The sequence below is a fragment of the Pontibacter litorisediminis genome (assembly GCF_029360645.1).
GTDB classification, from domain to species: domain Bacteria; phylum Bacteroidota; class Bacteroidia; order Cytophagales; family Hymenobacteraceae; genus Pontibacter; species Pontibacter litorisediminis.
The window spans coordinates 1,192,529-1,214,926 of record NZ_JARDUA010000001.1 but is presented as its reverse complement, the minus strand read 5'-3'; the positions used below and the strand labels follow the sequence as shown (position 1 = coordinate 1,214,926).

Here is a 22,398-nt window from a genome sequence, read left to right as displayed (position 1 = left end):
TGGACGTGGGCCACAACATCCGGGACAAAAGAGCGTCGAGGATTGTTTCCGATAGTATCCTAAGGTAACACGAAACTATAACTAAGAGCTGGAAAGTATGGACAGGCGATCTGTAGTAAAGGGCTTGCTGATTTTTGCGGGGGGCGCGGCGGTGCTGCCCTCCTGCGTTTTGGAGGAGGGCAAAGCTTCTATCCCCCTGCGGCACCTGGATGTGTCGGCCGGGCAGGAGGAGCTTTTGGCCGAGGTGGTCGAGACGATCCTCCCGGCCACTGACACCCCTGGGGCCAAGGACATGGGCTTGCACCTGTTCACGCTCAAGATGCTTGACGACTGCTACGGGGCTGAGGAGCAGCAGGCTTTTATGGCCGGCATGGACGCCTTCGCGGAGCTGACCAAGGCGCAGGCGGGAAAGCGGTTTACCAAATGCAGCCCCGAGCAACGGCGAGCGGTGATCGCGACCATTAACGGCGGGGAGGCGCCGGAGGAGGTGCTCACCTTCTACCGCATCCTTAAGAACGAGACCATCAAGGGCTACCTGAACTCCCAACTGGTGATGACTACCCTGCGGGTGTACGAACTGGTGCCGGGCCGCTATGAGGCCTACTATCCTGTAACAGCAGAAGCACAAATAAGCTAATGGCAAACCTCAACATAGACAGCGCCAAGCAGCGCACCTTCGACGCAATTGTGATCGGCTCGGGCATAAGCGGGGGCTGGGCAGCCAAGGAACTGACCGAAAAAGGCCTGAAGACCTTGGTGCTGGAGCGGGGCCGCGACGTGAAGCACAACCGCGACTACCCCACCACCAACAAGATGCCTTACGAGTTCGAGCACCGCGGGCAGGTGCCCCGTGAGATACAAGAGAAGGAGCCGGTGGTGAGCCGCTGCTACGCTTTCCGCGAGGACGCCATGCACTTCTTTGTCAAGGACTCCGAGCACCCCTACGTGCAGGAAAAGCCCTTTGACTGGATCCGCGGCTACCAGGTGGGTGGCAAGTCGCTTTTGTGGGCAAGGCAGACCCAGCGCTGGAGCGACCTGGACTTCGAGGGCCCCGCGCGCGATGGCTTTGCCGTGGACTGGCCCATCCGTTACAAGGACCTGGCGCACTGGTACAGCCACGTGGAGAAGTTCGCCGGCATCTCGGGCAACCGCGATGGCCTGGCCGAGCTGCCGGATGGCGAATTCCTGCCCCCTTACCCGCTCAACAGCGTAGAAGACTACTTCCGCCAGCAGCTCAAAAGCCACTACGGCAACCGCCACGTGATCAGCGCCCGCTGCGCGCACCTGTCCAAGCCGAACCAAATTCACTTCGACCAGGGCCGGGCGCAGTGCCAGAACCGCACCCTCTGCCAGCGCGGCTGCCCTTTCGGCGGCTACTTTAGCAGTAACTCCTCCACTTTACCCTGGGCCGAGCGCACGGGCAACCTCACGCTCAGGCCTTTCTCGGTGGTAGAGTCGGTAATCTATGACGAAAAGGCCGGCAAGGCCACCGGCGTGCGCGTGGTGGACGCCAACACCAAGGAGGTGACCGAGTACTATGCCCGCATCATCTTCGTGAACGCCTCGGCGCTGCACACCAACCACATCCTGCTCAACTCCACTTCCGCGCGCTTCCCCAACGGGCTGGGCAACGACAGCGGGCTGCTGGGCAAGTACGTGGCCTTCCATAACTACCGGGCCAGGGTAACGGCCGAGTACGATGGGCTGCTGCAGTATGCCACAGCAGGGCGCAACCCGTCCGATGGCGGCTACATCCCGCGCTTCAGAAACCTGCACAAGCAGGAGACGGATTTCCTCCGGGGGTATGCCGCCGGCTTCGGGGCGCGCCGCTACCAGACAGAGGACCGCTCCGGCTTCGGGGAGGACCTGAAGCAGCAACTACTGAATCCCGAGTGGGGCAACTGGAAAGTAGGCTCGCACATGATGGGGGAGACGATTCCGAAGGAGGAGAACTACGTGAGCCTGAGCAAGGACCAGAAGGACGCTTGGGGCATGCCGCTGCTCAGCATCAACATTGGCTACGACGATAACGACGAGAAGATGATCAAGGATTACCTTGCGCAGATGGAGGAGATGTTCACCAAGGCTGGTTTCACCAACATCCGTACCGTCGACTCAAAGCAAGCGCCGGGGCTCGACATACACGAGATGGGCGGCGTGCGCATGGGGCACGACCCGAAGACCTCGCTGCTGAACAAGTATAACCAGCTGCACGCCTGCCAGAACGTGTTCGTCACCGACGGGGCCTGCATGACCTCTACCTCTACCCAGAACCCATCGCTCACCTACATGGCCCTGACGGCCCGCGCCGTAGACCACGCCGTGCGCGAGATGAACAAGGGGAATCTGTAAGGAACTAAAAAAGACAGAGGCCTGCGTGGGAGCACGTTCCTACGCAGGCCTCTGTCAATAACTGGCCAATAACCCCTAGAATGGTGCTGTGGAGCACAGGGTGCTACCTGAATAAACAACTTCCTTAGAGATCTGCCTCTATGTAGTAATGCAGGTTCTCTTTCGTGATGATGTCCAGTGGGAGGTATTTGATGGGGTTGTTCTTCTTCTTGAAGATCAGGTGGTCGGCTAGGCCCTGAATTCCCCAATATCCCTGACCTTTCGGGTTCTGGTTGATCAGGAAATTGACTTGGTTGGTGTTCAGGTGGGCCAGGTTCTCCTCGATCAGGTCGTAGCCAACCAGGTGCACCTGATGCAGCTTTCTCTGGGTCAGGTAGTCAGCCATAACGTAGGCCTTGGAGTTTGTTACGAACACCCCTCGGGTGTCGCGGTTATCTTTGAAAAGCTTGTCTAACTGCTGTGCCACGCTTTGCTTGCCCCCGCCCTGCACGTCTATCTGCACGACCTTGTACATCTCCTCCAGCCCCTGCGTCACAAAGTAATCCACAAAGCCTTGTTCTTTGCTGATCAGGTGGGAGGAGTTGGCCACGTCTTCCTCAATGTGCGCCACTACAAAAGTGCCCTTCTCCTTATTGCCATAGTGTAGCAGCTTGGCCGCCAGAAAGCCACTCTGGTAAGAGTCTTGCCCGATGTACATGAGCGGCTCGTAGTTCGGGATGTGCGTGTTGAAAAGCACAAACGGAATACCCTGGCGCTTCCACTTGCTGAAGTAGGAGAGGGACTGGCGGTAAAACACCGGGGCCACCAGTATGCCATCAAAAGGCTTGGAGGCTATCTTGTCGGCTTCCTTTACAAAAGACTCTGCCTTAAAGGGATCGAAGCAGTATTGCGTTACCCGCAGGCCATACTGCTGCAGTTCCTCTTCCGCTTTTTCAATCCCGGCTTTAGGGGCCAGCCAATACCGGTCGTAAGCAGGATCGGGTATCAGGGCGGCTATCTGGTAAGTTTTGTTGGTAACCAGGGCACGGGCCAGAAAGTTGGGCTTATAGTTAAGTTCCTCGGCTATTTGAAGCACCCGCTGGCGCACTTCTTCAGCCACCCTTCCGCGGTTATGAAGCACACGGTCCACTGTTCCCGTCGATACGTTTGCCTTCTCGGCGATATCCTTTATCCTAACAACCTTGTTCAAGTTTTGATTAGCGTTTAACGTGTGAAATACTCTTGCGGACAGACTGTGGGATACCCCAGCCGGATCTCTGGTGCAAGGTATTGCCTCTCGGCAGGGGCTTTCCGTAGGCTGCAAAACCTTCTGCAGCACCCTCTAGGCACATATAAAGTTACAAGAATGTTCGGTTTAAGTGACAACGTGGCCGGTAAAAAGTGTGGTTCCGAAGTATGAGGCGCGGCATGTGCCTGGTTATCAAAAAAATACCCCGGCCTTACGGACCGGGGTATGGCTAAAGCAAAGGCTGTTCCTGTCAGGATTTAACGATCACGTTGGTGGTACCGCCGCCGGCAAGTGAAAGGTCAACCGGGGCGTTGTTTTTCCAGGCTCCACCCGTGAAGTCGGGCACGTCGATTGAGTTGGAGCGGTTAGCCACCGACCACTCGCTCAGCAGGCCCACAGACGTCCAGGAGGCTGCGTCGTACACATCCTGGTCTAGCGGCAGGCCGTTGCGCAGGCAGTCAATCAGGCGCCAGTCCATCATAAAGTCCATGCCGCCGTGGCCGCCAATCTTCTTGGCCATCTCCCCGATTCTCCGAACAATCTCAGGAGTATACTGCTCCTCGAGCGCCTTCACCTCCTCAGGTTTTAGCCAGCTGTGGCCTGTGGCGATTTTCTGCTCCGGCCACTTACGGGCAATGCCCTTGGTGCCGCTTACCAGGTGGATTCTGGAGTAGGGGCGGGGCGAGGTTACGTCGTGCTGGATCATGATGGTGCGGCCCTTCTTGGTGCGGATCGTGGTGGTGTTCATGTTACCACGGTAAGTATCCTGCACAAACTCTTTATAGAAACCATCACCTTCGGCACGTTTCTGGGCCTCTTCATACATCATAAAGTCGTCGCTCGACACAGACGTCAGGTAGTCCATCACGTCGCCGCGGTTGATGTTCATCACCTGGCAAATCGGGCCCAGGCCGTGGGTAGGATAGAGGCTGCCGTTGCGGGTCATGTTCTCCTTCAGGCGCCACATGCCCTGATAGCCTTCTTTGTCGAAATTGAGGTCCAGCAGCTGATGGATATAGGCGCCCTCCCCGTGTATGATCTCCCCGAAGAAGCCTTGGCGGGCCATGTTCAGCGTCAGGATTTCGAAGAAATCGTAGCAACAGTTCTCCAGCATCATGCAGTGCTTTTTGGTGCGCTCCGATGTCTCCACAAGTTGCCAGCACTCCTCCATGGTGGTGGCGGCAGGCACCTCTACGGCGGCGTGCTTGCCGTGCTCCATGGCATAAACTGCCTGTGGGGTATGCAGGTGCCAGGGGGTGGTAATGTAAATCAGGTCTAAGTCATCTCTTTCCATCATCTGTTTCCAGGAGTCCTCTTTGCCAGAGTACAGGGTAGGGTTATGTGCCGATCCTGTTCTTTCCTGCAGCTGTTGCTTCACTTTCTCTGCCCGCTCCGGCAGCAGGTCGCAGAGTGCCTTGATTTCAACGCCCTCTATGTTGCTCATGCGGTAAACGGCACCCGGCCCTCTCATGCCCAGGCCCACAAAGCCGATGCGCACCTTGTCGAGCTTGGGAGCACTGTAGCCGCTCATGTTAAAGTGTTGGGTGTGCTTGCGCTTCGCCTGCTGCGCTATCTGCGCCAGGTTAGACTGCGACTGCTCTTCAGCGGCGCCAGCGGCACAGCCCCCCAGCAAGCCAGTGCCGGCTATACTGATGCCAGCCAGTCCGGAAAGCTTCAGGAATTCTCTACGGTTGCTACTCATGGTGATAAAGGTTAGATGTTTAGCTGATGTTTTTTATAAAGTGATGCTTAAGCAAATACAATACTGCCAAAGTGCTCCGGCCTATGAAAATCCGGTTCCGGCGCCTCTATCGGGTTCCAGGCCAGGTAGTGTGGCTCCGGTAGGTCATCGCCACACTTATAAAAGTTGCCCCGGGCCTGTAGCCCCTCAAACGATGCAAAACTCTGCGCCTCGAACAGGGCGGCCGGGATCCTTAGCGTCAGCTCCCAGCTCTTTCCGGTGTGCCCGTTGTTCAATACCCTCAGGTGAGCGTGATGCTCGATGCCGGAGATCAGGGCGGCCGGAAGCTGTTTCCTGTTATGCCTGTCCGGGCCATAGCCCACCAGGCAGGTGCCCAGGCAGTTTGCCTCAATGTTATAGTAGGCGCTGTCATTGGCGAAGCAGACGAAGAACTCCACGCAGCTGTCCCTGTAAACCGGGTCGTTTATACTTCGGTACCTTGCCAGCACAGTTTCTTCCGCCACTTTATACTTCAGGTAGAGGCAGTCTGCATGGTGGGCAATGGTAAAGGTTGCCTCAGCGGGCTTGCCGCCATCTGCCCATGGGGCCACATCAATTCGCTGTGCCGGGAGCTGGTCAAGCCTCTCTGAAACGAAGGAAAGCGGGCTTTCCCGGTGCAGCTCGGGCAGGTGCGGAACTGTCAGTTGCTTCATTTTTCTCTATTTGTGTGGCACTGTTGCGGCAGCTTTAAAGGCCAGTGCCATTTCCTGTATCATGCGTTGCAGCAGCGGTGTCTTCTCCTCCAGTACTTCTACCAGCCGGAACTGAGCGCGTGCCCGTTGCAGGTTGTGCTCCGGGAAGTGGATCTTATAGTAGTGGTCGCCATCAATATAATCTGTGAGGAAGCGCACGCCCATAATGTAAGGGAGGAGCCTTGCCCCAGGCTCCAGAGAGTTTACTTCCTCCTCGGTAAGGAAAGCACTGGTTTCCTGCAGGAAGCCTTCGGTAAAGGCCCTGAACAGGTCCAGGTCAGCGTTGATCTTGCTAAGGTCCGGCTCATCCTCGGCGGCCTTGTTCACAGTGGTGCGGATGGCATCGCCAAAGTCGTAAGCCACGTAGCCCGGCATCACCGTGTCCAGATCAATCACACAGAGGGCCTTGTCATCCTTATCCAGCAGCACGTTGTTGAACTTGGTGTCGTTGTGGGTCGTGCGGAGTGGTAGCTTGCCCTTGCGGCCCAACTGGCAGATGGTGCTCATGTCCTGGGCCCGCTTGTGCACGAAATCCAACTCTTCTCGCACCTGTGCCACCCTATCCAAAGGGTTTCGGCTTACAGCCTCGGCCAGCAGTCGCAGGCGGTTTTCTATGTTATGGAAATCAGGGATAGACTCGTGCAGTTGGTTGGTGTCCAGGTCTGCCAGCAGGGACATAAACTTACCGAAGGCCTTGCCTCCCTCGAATGCCTGCTGCGGGGTCTCCACAATATCGTAGCTGCGGGTGCCGTCCAACAACAAGTATACCCGCCAGTAATTGCCATCCTGGTCCTGGTGATAGCTTTGCTTGCTTTGGGTGGGCACCAGGGTAAGCACTTCCTCGTCAGGTCGGGCACCGGGTATGTGCTGTAGCTTCTGGCGCAGGTGCTGCGTCACCAGGTCAATGTTCTCCATCAGCAGCGGCACGTTCTTAAAAACGTTGTGGTTAATGCGCTGCAGCAGGTAGTCGGGGCAGCTGTCATCCCCGTTCTTAACGGCGTAGGTGTCGTGTATGTGGCCGGAGCCATACGGCTGTACGCTGGCTATACTTCCCTTCAAGTCAAATTGCGCCAGTACCTCCCGCAGCCGGGCTTCTGCCTGAGCGTCTGTGTTATTGGGCGTTGAGCGGCCGAGCTCCTCCCACAGGCTGTTTGGGTATATGCCTGCCTCCAAGAGGGCGAGTAACTGCTGTGTGGTGCTGTGTTTGTCCTCAGGGTAGGTTACGCCAAACCATTTCTCTGGGGTAGCGATAACCTGCACCCGCGCGGCTCCGGTGGCCAGCATGGCGTTTACCACTGAGGGAAGGTAAAACTCTGCTTTCGGCTCATTTCCCTTTTCCTCGAGGAAAACTTTCAGGTACTTTTCAAAGTGGGGGAAGACAGAGGGCTTGAATGCCATCAGGTTCATCGAAACGATCTCGTCTCCCTTCAACTCGTTCTGCGCGGCGTCCTCGTCCTGCACCAGTATACGACCGTTGTCTGTGCGGATGATCTTGGTGAGCTCTGTAAGCGCGGATAAAGTATGATCCGGGCCAAAAGTGCAAACTCCCCGCGACACGCTGCCGTGGTCTGACAAAGTGTTGGCGAGCTTAAAGCCGATGAGGCCATACTCCATTTCATCTTTGCTGTTGTTCAGGAAGTCTGCCGCCAGTTTAAAAGATTCGTATCCGTAAAAGTCGTCAGCGTTTATAACCGCAAAGGGCTCCTGAAGCTTGGCTGATGCCACCCACACGGCATGCCCCGTTCCCCAGGGCTTGGTGCGGCCTGAAGGTACCTGGTAGCCCGTTGGCAGCATGTCTAGTTCCTGCGTCACGTATTCCGCTGTCACCTGTGCCGGCAGCCTGTGCTGCATCACAGCCTTGAACTCCTCTTCAATGGACTTTCGGAGAACGAATACAACTTTGCCGAATCCTGCTCTCACCGCATCGTGAATGGAGTAGTCGATGATGGTCTCGCCGTTAGGGCCGAAGGCATCTAACTGCTTCAGGCTGCCATACCGTGTTGCCATACCCGCTGCCAGAATGAGTAAAGTTGGGCTTTTATGCATGTGGTAAAGGTTAGGTCAATGTTAATCTATGGGGAGCTCCCGTAATGACATCAGTGAAGCAGCCTCGGGGCTGCTTGTAGTAATTGGTGCACCCTGATCTAAAGGCTGCAGGTAGCGCTCACCGGGTTTCTCCAGCAAGCCCGCTCCGGCGCTCTCCTTATATAGAAGTGTGGTGGCAGGCCTCACAACTGGCCAGAAGAGAGACGCAGCGTATAAATGTAAAGAGCCAACTCCTACAAAACAAGAAAAATGTGTATTATGTATACGAACACGCAGCGAGTATAGGCAGAATTGGGCTTTGGAAGGAGCGTGCTCAGGCCTCCTACAGTTTGTGGCTCTCTACGAGCTGAGACTCTACTGTTACTTTGTAAAACGCCTGTTGCCGGTGTTGCGGCTCTTCTTTAGAGCAGAGGAGGTCCAGCAGAATTTCAGTGGCTTTCTGGCCCTGCTGGTATGGGAACTGCTCTACAGAGGCAAGGGGGGCGTGGTTCATGTAGGCGATCATGGGGAGGTTGGCATAACTCACGAACTCCAGGTCTTCGTTTACCTGCAGGCCCAGTGTCCGGGCGTGTTTCTGCGCATGAAGCCACACGTAATCGTTAAAGGTAACCACCGCGGTTATCTTCCGCTTGTTGGCCAAAAGCTTCTCAAAGGCAGCTGTTGCTCCTTCCTCGGTTAGGTCGCAGCCCACAATCAGGGAGGGGTCGAACTTGAGCCGGTTCTTTTGCATGGCCTGAATGTAGCCTTCCCGCCTCTCAGTGCTGGCATAAAGGGTATCGGGCCCGTTGATCATGCCGATGGCGCGGTGCCCCTTCTTTAAGAGGTAGGTGACAGCCTCTACTGTTCCGGTGATCATGTTGCAGGCTACAGAGTGTATGCCATTTAAGGGCGGAATGCGATCGAAGAATACAACAGGAATGTTGTACTGGCTCAGGCTGCTGAAGTGCTCGAAGGAAGAGGTGGTTTTGGCAACCGAAACGAGCAAGCCGTCAACCCGATGGCTCTTCATCTTTTCTACCAACCGTTTCTCTTTCTCTGCGTCGTCATGCGACTGAGCGAGCAGCACAGTGTAATTACGCTTGTAGGCGGTATCCTCTATGGCGCTGATGGCAGAGGAGAAGAAGGCTTCTGATAACTCCGGCAGGATAACCCCAAGGGTGTAGGTTTTTCCTTGCTGGAAGTGCACGGCCGTCTGGTTACGTTCATAGTTAAGCTCTTTGGCCAACTGTTTTATCCTCAGGCTGGTGGCTGCCCCTATGCTGGGGTGGTCATGCAGGGCCCTGGACACAGTGGAGGTGGACACATGAAGTATCTTGGCGATTTCCTTGATCGTAACTGGTTTTCCGGACATGAGGCTAACGTATGGGTGGCACTAAAGGTAATACTGAAAAAAAGTTTGAAGCCAAAGGCAGGCTTCCACTAAGAATAAATATCGTTTAATATTTGTGTGTTCGTTAACATATTCTATCTTTGTATAGTAAAGAAGAGTAATTTATTGATAGGTTAATTAGGTGAATGAAGGCCCCTGCAACAGCAGGGGCCTTTTCGCTTACCTGTCCTGCACGCAACGGAACCCGACGTGCTCCATGCCGCTGTCCTCGGTGCTCTTCATGCGGGCCGCCACCCGAAAGCCGGAGCAATAGCTGTCGTTGCACAGAAATGACCCGCCCCTGATCACCCGTTTCTTGGCATAAGGCTCGTCCGGGTCATGGCTGTCTGCCGGGCCGGATGGGTTACGCACCCCTTCTGCCGTGTGCACAGTGCTGTAGTAGTTGCTGTGGTAATAATCTGCGCACCACTCCCACACGTTGCCCGCCATGCCGTACAGGCCGTAGCCATTTGGCGCAAAGGCTTTAACAGGGGCTGTGTGGTAATAGCCGTCCTGCCGCGTGTTATTTGTGGGGAAGCTGCCGTTCCAGGTATTGGCCTTTGGCTTGCCGGAGTTGATGGGCTCGTTGCCCCAGGGATAAATGTTCCCTTGCTTGCCTCCGCGCGCGGCCCATTCCCACTCAGCCTCCGTGGGGAGCCGTTTGCCCGCCCACTTGGCATAAGCCTGCGCATCATGCCACGATATATGCACGACGGGATGATCCACGCGCCCTTTTATACTACTGCCGGGGCCATGGGGCTGCCTCCAGTTGGCACCCTCTTTCCAGGTCCACCAGCTGGCGAAGTTGTTTAGGTCTACCTGCCCCTGGGGTGGCACAAACACCAGCGATGCCGGCACAAGCAGGCTTTCGTCTGGTTTGGGCGTGCCTGGCGGCAGCTGCTTTTTCAGCTCTTCCCAATCAGGTTTCCGCTCCGCAACGGTTACATAACCTGTGGCCTCCACAAAGCGGGCAAATGCCGCATTCGTTACTTCGGCGGCATCCATCCAAAAGCCATCCACGGAGACTTTGTGCTTGGGGTACTCATCCGGGCGGGCCTGGTCATTGTCAGCGCCCATTAGGAACGTGCCGCCCTCTACCCACACCATTCCCTCGTGCTGCCGCCCTTCTGCTGGTCGTGCTGCGGCCTCCGTTGTATCTGGGGCAGCAGCGAAGCGGGAGGGGACAGTAGCTACGCAGCAGGAGGGGATTGAATCCGTGGCGGCAGAGCTGGCCGCAGCTGTAGTCCGTGGCTCATCCGCTTGCTGTGTGCAAGAGGAGAGCAGGACGCCTGTGGCAAGCAGCCTAATGTAATGGGGGTATTTCATGTGAGTAAGGTACGAAAGCCTCATGGGCCAAGCAAGTATAAAGTAATCGAACACGCTTAGCGGAATAATAGAATTTGCCCCTTTAAAAGGTTCTGTGCTGTCTGTAGTTCAGATCAGCAGCCTATAGGCATAGCGCGGATTTCTCATCGCAACCGTTTGCCTGCGGCTCCTGCTAACCGGCTCCATCGAGGGTATAAAATAGAAGCCTTTGTGCTGCTAAAGGCTGGACTGCTGTATTGGGTGAAGCCAATTGGATGCAAATAGCCCTTGAAGCCGGGCGTAATTGGTCTTGTTGTCCAGATTCTCCTCTCATGCATAGGCTTTTCCGCCTTTTGCTCTTCCCAAGGGGCGCCTCCGGGCGGAGAAACCCCTGTCGAACCGTCCGCACTCCCAAGCCTGGGGCAACCAGTGTCTGCGATGTTCACACATTAAACTTACGGGAAGCTGAAATCAAGGGTAAGGCAAACGTTTGTGTTCTATTTTAGGGCATTTTCCTATGGCGGAATTTAGGATTTATCTTACCTTAATGAGTGAGTACTCGAGCACACCTTACACTTTGCCTAGACTTTTATTCTCAACTAAACGAAAATAAGTATGAAAAAAGATTACAGAACGGGAGGAGCTAACCCTGATGCTGTGCTCCTTCTACTGAAGAAGAAGCACACAAAGCCTATGCAGATGCTGCCTCTTTTTACAGGCATCCTGTATTTTCTTCTTGCTGTCAGTGTTGGCTATGGCCAAAGCCGCAGCGAAGTGCGCGGTAGGGTAGTGGATGAGAAGAGCCAGCCACTTATAGGAGTGACGGTGGTGGTGAAGAACAGCACCAGCGGTACCGCTACCGGTGCAGATGGCTCCTACACGATAGCTGCCGCCCCCACTGATGTGCTGGTGTTCTCCTACATTGGGTATGAGCCGCAAGAAATAAAGGTCGGTAGCCAGACTGCCATCAACCTGACCATGAAAACAGATGCCAAAAGCCTGGAAGAGGTAGTGGTGGTAGGGTACTCGAGCAAATCGCAGTCGGAGCTGGTGAGTTCTGTATCGGTGGTGAGCGGCAACGAGCTGCGCGACGTGACTACCAACAACACCGCCACGATGTTGCAGGGGAAAGCCTCTGGTGTAACCGTGTCCAGTGGCAGCGGACAACCGGGAGAGGCTCCCAGAGTCCGCATCCGGGGCACAGGCTCTATCTCGGCCAGCGCCGACCCCTTGTATGTAGTAGACGGGGTGATTGGCGGCACGGCTAACCCAACTGACATTGAAAGTATAACGGTGTTGAAAGACGCAGCTGCTACGGGCCTGTATGGCTCCCGGGCGGCTAACGGTGTGATTGTGATCACGACCAAGCGCGGCAAGGCAGGGAAGACCCGGGTATCCTACAACGGTACCACAGGGGTGAGCAGACGCACGACCGGTAATTTTGAGGTAATGAACGGTCAGCAGCTTTTCGACTATACGAGCAGAATGTACCAGAACGACTACACCGGCAAGCGCAACAGCCACATCGCCACTTTAAACCGAACAAACCCCAACCCATCTGAGGCAGAGATCAACGCGTACCTGGCCTCCAAGAACTTTCCGCTGACATACTCTGATTACGCAAGCGGTGTGCTGCCCGGCCAGCCAGGAAATACGGACTGGCTGGAGGAAGCCTTCCGTACAGGCATCACAAACAACCATCAGTTGTCTGTTTCCGGGGGATCTGAGAAAACAAGGTTCTATATCAGCGGCAACTACTTTCAGGAGGAGGGAACGGTGGTAAACACGAACTTTGAGCAGACCAACTTCAGAGCCAACATAGACCACGACATCAACGACAGGTTTACTATTACCGCGCGTGTAAACGCACAGTTCAACAACCGCGAAAACGATCCTTCGGGTGCCATTTACCAGTCCTTTATCAACATGCCCTGGGATAATCCCTATAACGAGGACGGAACGATCAGGTACGTGGATGCCAACACGGTAGGATGGTATGGCCGCGACAGGAGCAATTTCCTTTTTACCAGCCAATACAACTACAACCGGAGCAGAGGGCAAATGCTGGACGGCGACCTGAAACTTGAGTATAGAATGACTGACTGGCTCGCCTTCTCCACCACCAACCGCTACAGTACCAGCAACTCTCGCGCAGAATCCAATAACGACTCGCGCACCCCAGGCGGAAAGGCGTCGAACGGCTCCTTGAGTAACTCGTACGGCTATAGTAACAGTTTTCTGACATCCAACCTGCTCACGGCCAACCGGCAGTTCGGCTCCCATAACCTGCGCGGTATTTTAGGCGCTGAGTATCAACGAAACTTCAACGATGGCATGAGCGCCTCCGGGCAAGGCATCTTCCCGGGGCTGGAAGTACTCGATGCGATTGCCAAACCGGTGAACATTGGCGGGTATAAATCCGAAAGCAAGTTCATGTCAGGGTTCCTGAATGTGGACTACGACTTTGATAGCCGTTACTTTGCCACTGTTTCCTACCGGCGTGACGGCTCCTCGCGCTTTGGGCGTGACAAGCGCTTTGGTGATTTCTACTCTGTGGGTGCTGCCTGGGCCATTTCCGGCGAGGACTTTTTTCAGGGGCTGACGTCTACTGTAAACCTCCTGAAACTAAGGAGCAGCTACGGTACCACCGGTAACGCCAATATTGGTGATTTTGAGGCGCTGGACCTGTACCAGTTTAACGTGCAGTACGCCGATCAGCCGGGCGGATTCCCGCGCCGCCTCGTGAACCCGGACCTGACCTGGGAGAAAGCTCATACGTTTGATATTGGATTGGAGGTTGGCCTGTTTGACAGGGTAAACCTGGCGCTGGATTTCTATAACAGAACCAACAAAGGGATCCTGCAGCAGGTGCCGCTTTCCTCGGCCACCGGTTTTTACTGGCAAACCCAGAACATCGGCTCTGTCAGGAACCAAGGGCTTGATGTAGAGCTGAGCACCAAAAACCTCCAAGGGGCCCTGGTGTGGGAAACCGACTTTAACATCTCCTTTAACCGCAACGAGGTACTGGAGCTATATGACGGGCAGCCCATTGACCAGGGCAGCCAGCGCATTGAGGAGGGCAGGCCGATCGGCTCCTGGTTTATGCGGGAGTGGAAAGGTGTGGACCCGGCCACCGGTGATCCGCTCTGGCTCCGGAAGGAGTATGACGCCGACGGCAATTTTGTGCAGGATACGGTAACCAACTCTTACAACAGCGCCACCCGGGTATACACCGGCACCACCACGCCCAAGTTTGCGGGCGGCATGCGCAACACCTTTGGCTACAAAAACTTTACGCTATCCGCTTTTGTGAACTTTGTGTACGGCAACAAAGTGTACAATTACAACCGCGAGCTTTTTGATGCCGATGGGGCTTACCCCACCTATAACAGCATGGTGCTGCAGGACGGCTGGAGCCGATGGGAGAAGGAGGGCGATGTGGCGACTCACCCAAGGGCGGTGCTAAACGGTAACAGAGCTTCGAACAAAACCTCGTCACGCTACCTGGAAGACGGCAGCTACCTGCGCCTGCGCAACGTCACGCTGTCCTACAACCTGCCGGAAGCTGTAACCAGCCGGCTTAAGACGGAGAACATCCGCATCTTTGTAAGTGGCGACAACCTCTGGACCTGGACAGACTTCTCCGGCATGGACCCTGAAGTAGACCTGACCTCCGGTTACTCTACCACCCGCTACCCAGGCAGCAAGAAACTTATGTTCGGCGTTAACCTCGACTTTTAACCCAAAACCACTGAGCCATGAACTTTAGATTCAGAAAATACCTATACCCAGCCATACTTAGTGCTGCCGTACTAGCAGGTTGCTCCGACGACCTGGACGTTAAACCATATGATGGTCTCACCATTGATCAGACGACCAATACACCGGAGGGGCTGAAAGCCGCTACCATAGGGAACTATAATTACATCAAAGACTCCTACTATACCCGCAACTTCCATATGCTGGTGGAGTACCCCAGCGACAATGTGGCCTTGAGCGGCACCACTACCGACCCGCTGTTCTACGCCTATAATTACCAGCACCTCACCTCCATGAGCATCACGGACAACTTCTTCCGCAAAGCCTACCAGGCCATTTACGGGACCAACGTCGTGATCGAAAAGCTGCAGGAGGGGCAGTCGGAAGAGCTGGACCAGGTGCTGGGCGAAAACTACTTCTTGCGGGCCATGGTGCACTTCGATCTGGTGAACATCTTTGGCCGGCCCTACGCGCAGGATGGAGGAGCCTCGCCGGGGATAATGATCCGCAACAACACCGACATCAACGACCTGCCGCCGCGCAGCACCGTGAAGGAAGTGTACGAGTTCGTTGTGAAAGACCTGGAGAAGGCGGCCAGCCTGATGGGCAGCACCAAGAGCAGCAGCTTTGCCTCCAAAGAGGTAGCCCAGGCGCTTTTGTCCAGGGTATACTTGTACATGGAGAACAATGAGAAGGCCATAGAGTATGCTGATAAGGTAATCAACTCCGGCCGCTATACTTTGCTACCCACTGCTGATTTGCCGAACTACTTTACGTACGCCAACGAGACCAACAAGGAAACCATTTTTGCCATCAAGCACACGCTGCAGGACGACCGTACCTGGGGCTCGCTTGGCTCCATGTACCTGAACGATGGCATGGGCTATGGTGAGATGTATGCCTCCGAGAGCTACCGCAACCTGATTGATCAGTTTGAGGAGGACAAGCGGCGGGAGTTTATTGTGCCGGTGTATGAGAAGAATGCGGATGGCTCCGTTAAAATGGGGCCGGATGGCAAGCCAGTGCTGGCCACCCGGAACGGGTATCAGAAATACTACGTCACCAAGTATTCTTACCAGGAGGGGGTGGTGACGCTGAGCTCGCCGGTGTACCTGCGCCTGGCCGAGATGTACCTCAACCGGGCCGAGGCCAACGCCAAGCTGGGTAACGAGGAGGCGGCGCTGGAGGACGTGAACCTGATCCGCAGAAGGGCCGGCTTGTCGGGTGACGCGCTGTTCTCGGCTTCCAACATGATGGGCTATACCTCGGTGCTGGATGTGGTGCTGGATGAGCGCCGCCTGGAGCTGGCCTGGGAGGCGCAGCGCAAGTATGATGTGTTCCGCAACAAGCGCACCATGGTGCGTAACTACCCGGGCACCCACCTGCCTTCAGGTTCTAACACGCAGGAGATTCCTTACACGCACCCACGGGTGGTGTACTTCATTCCCGAGCAGGAAATCATCCTGAACCCGAAACTGGAGCAGAACCCGTAATTGACCCAAGTATAACGAACATGCTGCAGGTGGATGAGGTCCCAAAGTATAAGGGAGCTTGTCCACCTGTTTTATAAGAATCATTTTTAGCCAAAGTATAAGTATGCACCCCAATACAATGTACAAAATCAGCCTGGCCTGTATTAGCTTTCTGCTGCTGGCCTGCAAGGCAAATGACGCTCCTTTATCCAACCCATCCTCCCCAATGGATACGGCTGCCGCTTCAGCTAACGCGGTTGTCGTGCCGCTGGCTGGGAATACCTGGAAGTCTACCAAAGGAGAAGCAGGTGGAAGGGTAGGCGATGAGGGCATTGCCGATTGGTCTGATCCGCAGGTGTACTTTACCGCTTACGCCCGGATAGCAAAGCCAGGCTCCATAAAGGTATGGCTGAACCTGCGGGTGCCCGAAGGCAAAACCAAGCTACAGGTAGAGGCGCTGGGGAAGGCTAAAACCATCACTGTGCAGGGCAGAACGCTGCAGGACCATTACGTAGGGGAGTGGCAGGTAGCCGATACGGGCTACGTGGCCTTCAACATCAAAGGGATCTCCAAAAAGGGGAGCACCTTTGCCGACGTGACCACTTTAAAACTGGCCGGCGAGGCGATAGATGCGCAAACAGCCTATGTGAAAAACAACGATGGCAACTTCTTTTACTGGGGCCGCCGCGGACCGTCAGTGCACCTCAATTACCCGCTGCCGGAAAATACGGAGGTGGAGTTGTTTTACAACGAGGTAACGGTGCCGGAGGGCAACGACGTGATCGGCTCTTACTTTATGGCCAACGGCTTTGCGGAAGGCTACTTCGGCATGCAGGTGAACTCTGAAACAGAGCGGCGCATCCTGTTCTCCGTCTGGAGCCCTTTTCATACCGACGATCCAAGCAGCATACCAGATGACCAGAAGATACAACTCCTGAAAAAAGGAGATGGGGTATACACCGGCGAGTTTGGCAACGAAGGCTCAGGCGGGCAGAGCTACCTGAAGTATAACTGGAAAGCTGGCGCCACCTATAAATTCCTTTTGCAGGGCAAGCCGAGTGGAAACGACTATAGCACCTATACCGCCTATTTCTTTGCACCCGAAAAAAATGAGTGGCGATTGATTGCCAGTTTCCGGCGCCCCAAAACCAACACCTACCTCAAACGCACGCATTCTTTCCTGGAGAACTTTATCCCGGAGTACGGCGATGTGGAGCGGAAAGTGCTCTTCTCGAACCAGTGGGCGCGCGACGTGAACGGCAACTGGATCGAGCTCCGTAAGGCGCAGTTCACGGCGGACAATACCGCCCGCGTTGGGTACCGGATGGATTATGGTGGCGGGCAGTCGGGTAAGGATTTTTACCTGCGCAACTGCGGCTTCTTCAGCGACTACACGCCGATGCGCAGCTGGTACGAGCGACCTGCTACCGGTAAGGCACCGGAGATCAATCTGGAGAGTCTGTAGCCGGAAAGTAGTATAAACTAAGTTAAAACACAAAGGCCGAAGTAGAGCTCTACTTCGGCCTTTGTTATACTTGCCAGTTTGGGTTACCGGAGCGGCTTGATCCAATAGCTGTACTGGTGCTCCTGGTACGGAATGCGGTACTGCTCCAGCGGCTGGCTGCCCCAGCTGTCCATGCCTTGCATGCCGGTTTGCTGCAGGTCTACGTGCATATAGATGCGGTCGCGCTTCTCCAGTTCGCCGGAGTGGTACTGCTTCTTGTCCTGCTCCGGATCCAGGTCCTGCAGGGTGTAGGGCAAGGCGGCGAAGTTGAGCAGGCTGTCGGCAAACTCAAAGCGCAGGCCTTTGCCTTTCCTGGTGGTCAGGTTTACCCAGCGCACATCGCTCTTGTTGCCGCTCTCCTGCGGGCGGGCGTACGGGAAGTACTGCTCCTCCAGTTTCTGCTTGTAGAGTCCTACAAAGGAAGCGGTTTTACGGTCCCAGTAATTCTCCCACGGGCCGCGGCCGTAGTACTCAATGTGCTCCAGCTGCTTGTTGAGTTGCAGTTCGTTGCCTACGCGCAGCAGCACTTTGTGGTCGCCTTTCAGCGGCTTGATGCGGTTCTCCACTTTCACGGTGCCATCGTTGTAAACAGTGAAGACCTGTGAGGTCGTGGCGTCGCCGTTTACCAGCTCCTTCTCAAACATCACCTCATAGCCGTTGTCCGTCTGGTTATACTTGGCGTTAGTTAGTTTGCCGTTGTCGTAAGCTTCGCGCCACATGCGTTTCGATTTGTTGTAGCCGGCGCCGATGTCGTTGTCAGTAGGGGCACGGTAGAAGCTTGGCTTGGGACCTTGCTGGAGCAGCGTTTCGCCCTTCAACGTATAGCCGCTCATCGTGCCGCTCTTCTTGTCGAAGCTTATGGTAAAGTCCTTGCCCGTTAACACCAGCTTGTCATTATTCTCGCTTACTTTCAGTGATCCTTTGCCGCCTGTGGCCACGGTGATTGGCTGCAAGGCCGGGCTTAGGGCAAACTGCTCGTTGGCAATCTCATAGCCCTTTTCCAGGAACGGCTCCGCCTCCTTCAACGTATAGCGCACGTTCAGGAAGTACTCCCTGCCCGGTTTTTGCTGTTTCTTTAGCGGCAGGGCCACCGGTATACTTTGCTGTGGGGCTACATTCAGGTCTTTGATGCCTCCTTTCTCGATCACCTTGCCGTTTTCCAACACCTCCCAGCTGAGTTGGTAATTAGCCAGGTCGCGGAAGAAGTAGCCGTTTTTCACCTCCACGTTGTTGTTGCCGGTATACTTTGTTTTGATGTGCTGGTATACTTTCTTTACTTCAATGGCCATGGGGGTTAGGCCACGGTGCGCCGTCACCACACCTTTAATGCTGAAGTTGTTGTCGCTGATGTTGTGGTCCACCGGTCCCTCCAGCGGGAAGTCGCCGCCGTAGGCCATGATGCGCTTGCCGTTCTTCACCGTATCAATGGCTTGGTCTATCCACTCCCAGATAAAGCCGCCCTGCAGGTAAGGCTGCGTCTCGATCACGTCCCAGTACTCCTGGAAATTGCCAAGGCTGTTGCCCATGATATGGGCGTACTCGCTCATGATCAGCGGGCGGTCCGGATTGCCTTTGGCGTAACGGGCCAGCCAGTTCGGGCTCGGGTACTGCGGCACGATGATATCCGTGTTATAATCCCACTCGGCGCGCTCATACTGCACCGGGCGAAAGTCTTTCTGTTTCAGCCAGTCGTAGATCTCGTAGAAATTGGCGCCGTTGCCGGCCTCGTTGCCCATAGACCAGGTAACCACTGACGTATAATTCTTGCTGCGCTCGTACATGCGGGCCACACGCTCAAAATGGGCATTGCGCCAGGCCTTGTTGTTGCCCAGCGTATACTGCAGGTCGTAGCCAATGGCATGCGATTCGATGTTGGCTTCTTCTATCACGTACAGGCCATATTCGTCGCAGAGCTCCAGCCAATACGGGTCCGGCGGGTAATGGGAGTGGCGCACGGCGTTCACGTTGAGCTTCTTCATCATCTCCATATCCTTGCGCATGTCGGCTTTGCTCAAGGTATGGCCCTTGGTGGGGTTGTGCTCATGGCGGTTCACGCCTTTGAGGAACACGCGCTTGCCGTTCACCAAAAAGTTCTTGTCCTTTATCTCCACCGAGCGGAAGCCCAGGCGCTGCGGCACCACTTCCAGCACCTTGCCGTTTTTGTCTTTCAGGGTGATGTACAAGGTGTAGAGGTAAGGCGTTTCGGCCGACCAGGTTTTTACGTTCGGAACGGTCTTGCGGAACTTCACCTCCTTTTTGTAGTTGCCCAGCACGCGCTGCACGTCCTGTGCTTTGTCGGTGAAAACAGTTTTGCCGGCGGCATCCACCAACTCAATCTCAATGGCAAAAGTATCTGCCTTGCTGTGCAGGGTTTTCTGGTCAATTTTATAGTTGTTGATCTCGGCTGTCAGGTCGAACACGCCGTTGGTATAGCTTTCGTCCAGCGTGGCCATCACCTTAAAGTCGCGGATATCCAGTTTCGGCGTGGCGTACAGGTATACCTCGCGCTCAATGCCCGAAATGCGCCACATGTCCTGCGACTCCAGGTAGCTGGCGTCGCTCCAGCGGTATACCTGCAGGGCCACCAGGTTCTCGCCCTTCTTCACGTACGGGGTAATGTCGAACTCGGCAGCCAGCTTGCTGTCCTCGCTGTAACCTACTTTCTCGCCGTTCACCCAGATAAAGAAAGCAGACTTAACTGCTCCCAGGTGGATGAACACCTGGCGGCCGTCCCAGCTTTCGGGCAGGGTGAACTTCCGGCGGTAAGAACCCACCGGGTTGTTGTCCTCCGGGATGTCATGAGGCGGGGCAAGCTTGCCTCCGCGCTTGGCGTGGCCGGCAAACTCGGTTGGCTGGTTCACATAAATGGGCAGCCCGTACCCGTTCACTTCCCAGTTGGCAGGTACTTTAAAGTTATCCCAGCCCGCGTCGTTGAAGTCGGGCTTGTAAAAATCCGTAGGGCGCTTTCGGGGGTCTTTTACCCAGTTAAATTTCCAGGTGCCGTTCAGGGACAAAAAGTACTGCGACTTCTCTTTTTCCCGTTGCTCTGCCAGCTCCCGGCTCTCGTACGCAAAAGACACTGCCCGCATCGGCATGCGGTTCAGCTCCACCACCTGGGGCGTGAGCAGCTCCGGGGGCAGTTGTTGGGCAAAGGCCGGTGTGGCAAAGAGAAGGGCGATTAGGAACGCATAAAGTTTACGCATGATGTAAGGGTGTGAGAACTTATAAATGGTATGACGGATCAGGTACTTCCTTAAAACACAGCCAAGGTTGGTCAGGAGACCGGCGCACAGGCACTTGGCTTCTTGAAATTAAGAAAATCGAGGCAGAGCGGCTGCGACTAATGTTACGCAATCGTTTGTGTTGCTCCCTGGTTTTAATCTTTCTGTGGGATTGGCTACATTCAGGACTGAGCTACAGGACATAAGCCGCTAGTGGCTGTTCCTTGTTGCATGAGCCTTGATTATACTTTGTTTGAACCCTTACCTGATGAGATTTTCCGCCAGCAGCCTCTGCTTCCTTTTCGTGTTGTTCCTGTCCTCGTGCCGTACTGTTGTGCAGGAGGAGGTGAAAGAGCGCGCGACTTCCCAACCGAACATCGTGTTCATACTGGCCGATGACCTGGGTTACGGTGATATCGGCCCCTACGGGCAAACCAGCATACAGACCCCAAACCTGGACAAGATGGCAAAGGAAGGCCGGCGTTACACCCAGTTCTACGCTGGCTCCACGGTCTGTGCTCCCTCCAGGGCAGCGCTCATGACCGGGCAGCACACCGGCCACTCCTACATCCGGGGCAACGGGGAGGTGCCCCTGCGCGCCACTGATACCTCGCTCACGAAACTGCTGCAGGAAGCCGGCTATACGACCGGCATGGTAGGCAAATGGGGGCTGGGGCTGGAAGGCACCACCGGCGTTCCGGAAGCGCAGGGCTGGGACTTCTTTACCGGCCACCTGCACCACCTGGAGGGGCACAAGCAGCAGGCCGATTCGCTGTGGCGGCTGGCCAACGGCAAGAGCACCAAGGTGCCGGTGCCGGCAGGTAGCTTTGTAAATGATCTCTTCACCGGGGATGCGCTGGCCTTTATCGAGAACCAAAAGCAGAATCCGTTCTTTTTATACGTATCGTATACCTTGCCCCACGCCGAGCTGAAGGTGCAGGACAAGTACATGCAGCCTTACCTAACCGCGGATGGCGAGAGCGTTTTTGCCCCGGAGAAAGAGCATCCTACGGGTAACTGGTACGGGCCGCAGAAATACCCGAAAGCTGCCTATGCCGCTATGGTAACGGCCGTGGACAACTATGTGGGCCAGATCATGCAAAAGCTCAGGGAGCAGGGGATGGCGGACAACACCCTTGTCATCTTTGCCAGCGACAACGGCACGCACATAGAAGGCGGGCGTTCCCTGGCCGATGCCCTGGAAGTACATAAAAGCAGCGGTCCGCTGCGCGGCGTGAAGCGTGACCTCTACGAGGGGGGAATCCGGGTGCCGTTTATAGCTTATTGGGACGGAAAGATAGCGCCCAACACCACCAGCCACCACATCGGCGCCTTCTGGGACATCCTGCCCACTTTTGCGCAATTGGCCGGCTTCACCGCTCCTGCAAGTACAGACGGTATCTCTCTGGTGCCGGATCTTTTGGGGAAGGGCAGGCAGCCACAGCACCAGGCGCTGTACTGGGAGTTTGGCGAGGGCGGCTTTAAGCAAGCCGTGCGCCAAGGCGATTGGAAAGCCATACGCTTCTATAAAAAGGGGCAGCCGGAGCACATCGAGCTCTACAACCTGCGCAACGACGCTGGAGAAAAGAACAACCTGGCTGCCGTTAACCCGGAGAAGGCGAAGGAACTGGAGCAGCTCATGGAGCAAATGCGCACGCCGGCCCAAAACCCGCTGTTTCAGATCAAATAATCCTTTACTTGAAGTATAA

Annotated in this window: 13 protein-coding genes; 6 read left to right on the top strand and 7 right to left on the bottom strand. The window is 55.5% G+C overall.

All coding sequences use genetic code 11. The features are described from left to right. The first annotated feature begins 97 nt into the window (after window positions 1–97). Window positions 98–637: a gluconate 2-dehydrogenase subunit 3 family protein gene (locus tag PXG97_RS05155; protein WP_276496646.1), complete on the top strand. Its 540-nt coding sequence runs from the start codon at window positions 98–100 to the stop codon at window positions 635–637. After that, window positions 637–2,352: a GMC oxidoreductase gene (locus tag PXG97_RS05150; protein ID WP_276496645.1), complete on the top strand. Its 1,716-nt coding sequence runs from the start codon at window positions 637–639 to the stop codon at window positions 2,350–2,352. The genes PXG97_RS05155 and PXG97_RS05150 overlap by 1 nt, the downstream gene beginning before the upstream one ends. Before the next feature lie 124 nt (window positions 2,353–2,476). Here PXG97_RS05150 and PXG97_RS05145 read toward each other — a convergent pair whose 3' ends face one another. From PXG97_RS05145 to PXG97_RS05120, 6 genes are all read right to left on the bottom strand, one after another. Next, window positions 2,477–3,541, bottom strand: a complete 1,065-nt coding sequence (locus tag PXG97_RS05145; protein ID WP_276496644.1) for a LacI family DNA-binding transcriptional regulator — start codon at window positions 3,539–3,541, stop codon at window positions 2,477–2,479. Between the two features lie 289 nt (window positions 3,542–3,830). Then, entirely contained in the window at window positions 3,831–5,282 is a 1,452-nt protein-coding gene (locus tag PXG97_RS05140; RefSeq protein ID WP_276496643.1) for a Gfo/Idh/MocA family protein, read from the bottom strand. A 47-nt stretch (window positions 5,283–5,329) separates the two neighbouring features. Then, the gene (locus PXG97_RS05135; protein WP_276496642.1) at window positions 5,330–5,974 is read right to left on the bottom strand and encodes a carbohydrate-binding family 9-like protein; all 645 of its coding nucleotides are present in this window, start codon (window positions 5,972–5,974) and stop codon (window positions 5,330–5,332) included. Window positions 5,975–5,980: 6 nt separating this feature from the next. Then, on the bottom strand, window positions 5,981–8,059 hold the full coding sequence (locus tag PXG97_RS05130) for a phosphotransferase (RefSeq protein ID WP_276496641.1): 2,079 nt from the start codon (window positions 8,057–8,059) through the stop codon (window positions 5,981–5,983). A gap of 322 nt (window positions 8,060–8,381) precedes the next feature. Further along, on the bottom strand, window positions 8,382–9,410 hold the full coding sequence (locus PXG97_RS05125) for a LacI family DNA-binding transcriptional regulator (RefSeq protein WP_276496640.1): 1,029 nt from the start codon (window positions 9,408–9,410) through the stop codon (window positions 8,382–8,384). Window positions 9,411–9,608: 198 nt separating this feature from the next. Beyond that, entirely contained in the window at window positions 9,609–10,754 is a 1,146-nt protein-coding gene (locus tag PXG97_RS05120) for a formylglycine-generating enzyme family protein (RefSeq protein ID WP_276496639.1), read from the bottom strand. 594 nt (window positions 10,755–11,348) lie between these two features. Here PXG97_RS05120 and PXG97_RS05115 point away from each other — a divergent pair. The 3 genes from PXG97_RS05115 to PXG97_RS05105 all read left to right on the top strand — a co-directional run bounded on the left by PXG97_RS05115 (window position 11,349) and on the right by PXG97_RS05105 (window position 17,429). Further along, window positions 11,349–14,474, top strand: a complete 3,126-nt coding sequence (locus PXG97_RS05115) for a SusC/RagA family TonB-linked outer membrane protein (RefSeq protein WP_276496638.1) — start codon at window positions 11,349–11,351, stop codon at window positions 14,472–14,474. A gap of 17 nt (window positions 14,475–14,491) precedes the next feature. Further along, on the top strand, window positions 14,492–15,985 hold the full coding sequence (locus PXG97_RS05110; RefSeq protein ID WP_276496637.1) for a RagB/SusD family nutrient uptake outer membrane protein: 1,494 nt from the start codon (window positions 14,492–14,494) through the stop codon (window positions 15,983–15,985). 103 nt (window positions 15,986–16,088) lie between these two features. Continuing rightward, window positions 16,089–17,429 carry a DUF3472 domain-containing protein gene (locus PXG97_RS05105; RefSeq protein ID WP_276496636.1) on the top strand — a complete coding sequence of 447 codons (1,341 nt, stop codon included), beginning with the start codon at window positions 16,089–16,091 and terminating at the stop codon, window positions 17,427–17,429. Between the two features lie 83 nt (window positions 17,430–17,512). Here PXG97_RS05105 and lacZ read toward each other — a convergent pair whose 3' ends face one another. Next, window positions 17,513–20,671 carry a beta-galactosidase, LacZ type gene (lacZ, locus tag PXG97_RS05100; RefSeq protein WP_276496635.1) on the bottom strand — a complete coding sequence of 1,053 codons (3,159 nt, stop codon included), beginning with the start codon at window positions 20,669–20,671 and terminating at the stop codon, window positions 17,513–17,515. Window positions 20,672–20,957: 286 nt separating this feature from the next. Here lacZ and PXG97_RS05095 point away from each other — a divergent pair, with 286 nt between their 5' ends. Further along, entirely contained in the window at window positions 20,958–22,379 is a 1,422-nt protein-coding gene (locus PXG97_RS05095; RefSeq protein ID WP_276496634.1) for an arylsulfatase, read from the top strand. Window positions 22,380–22,398 lie beyond the last annotated feature (19 nt).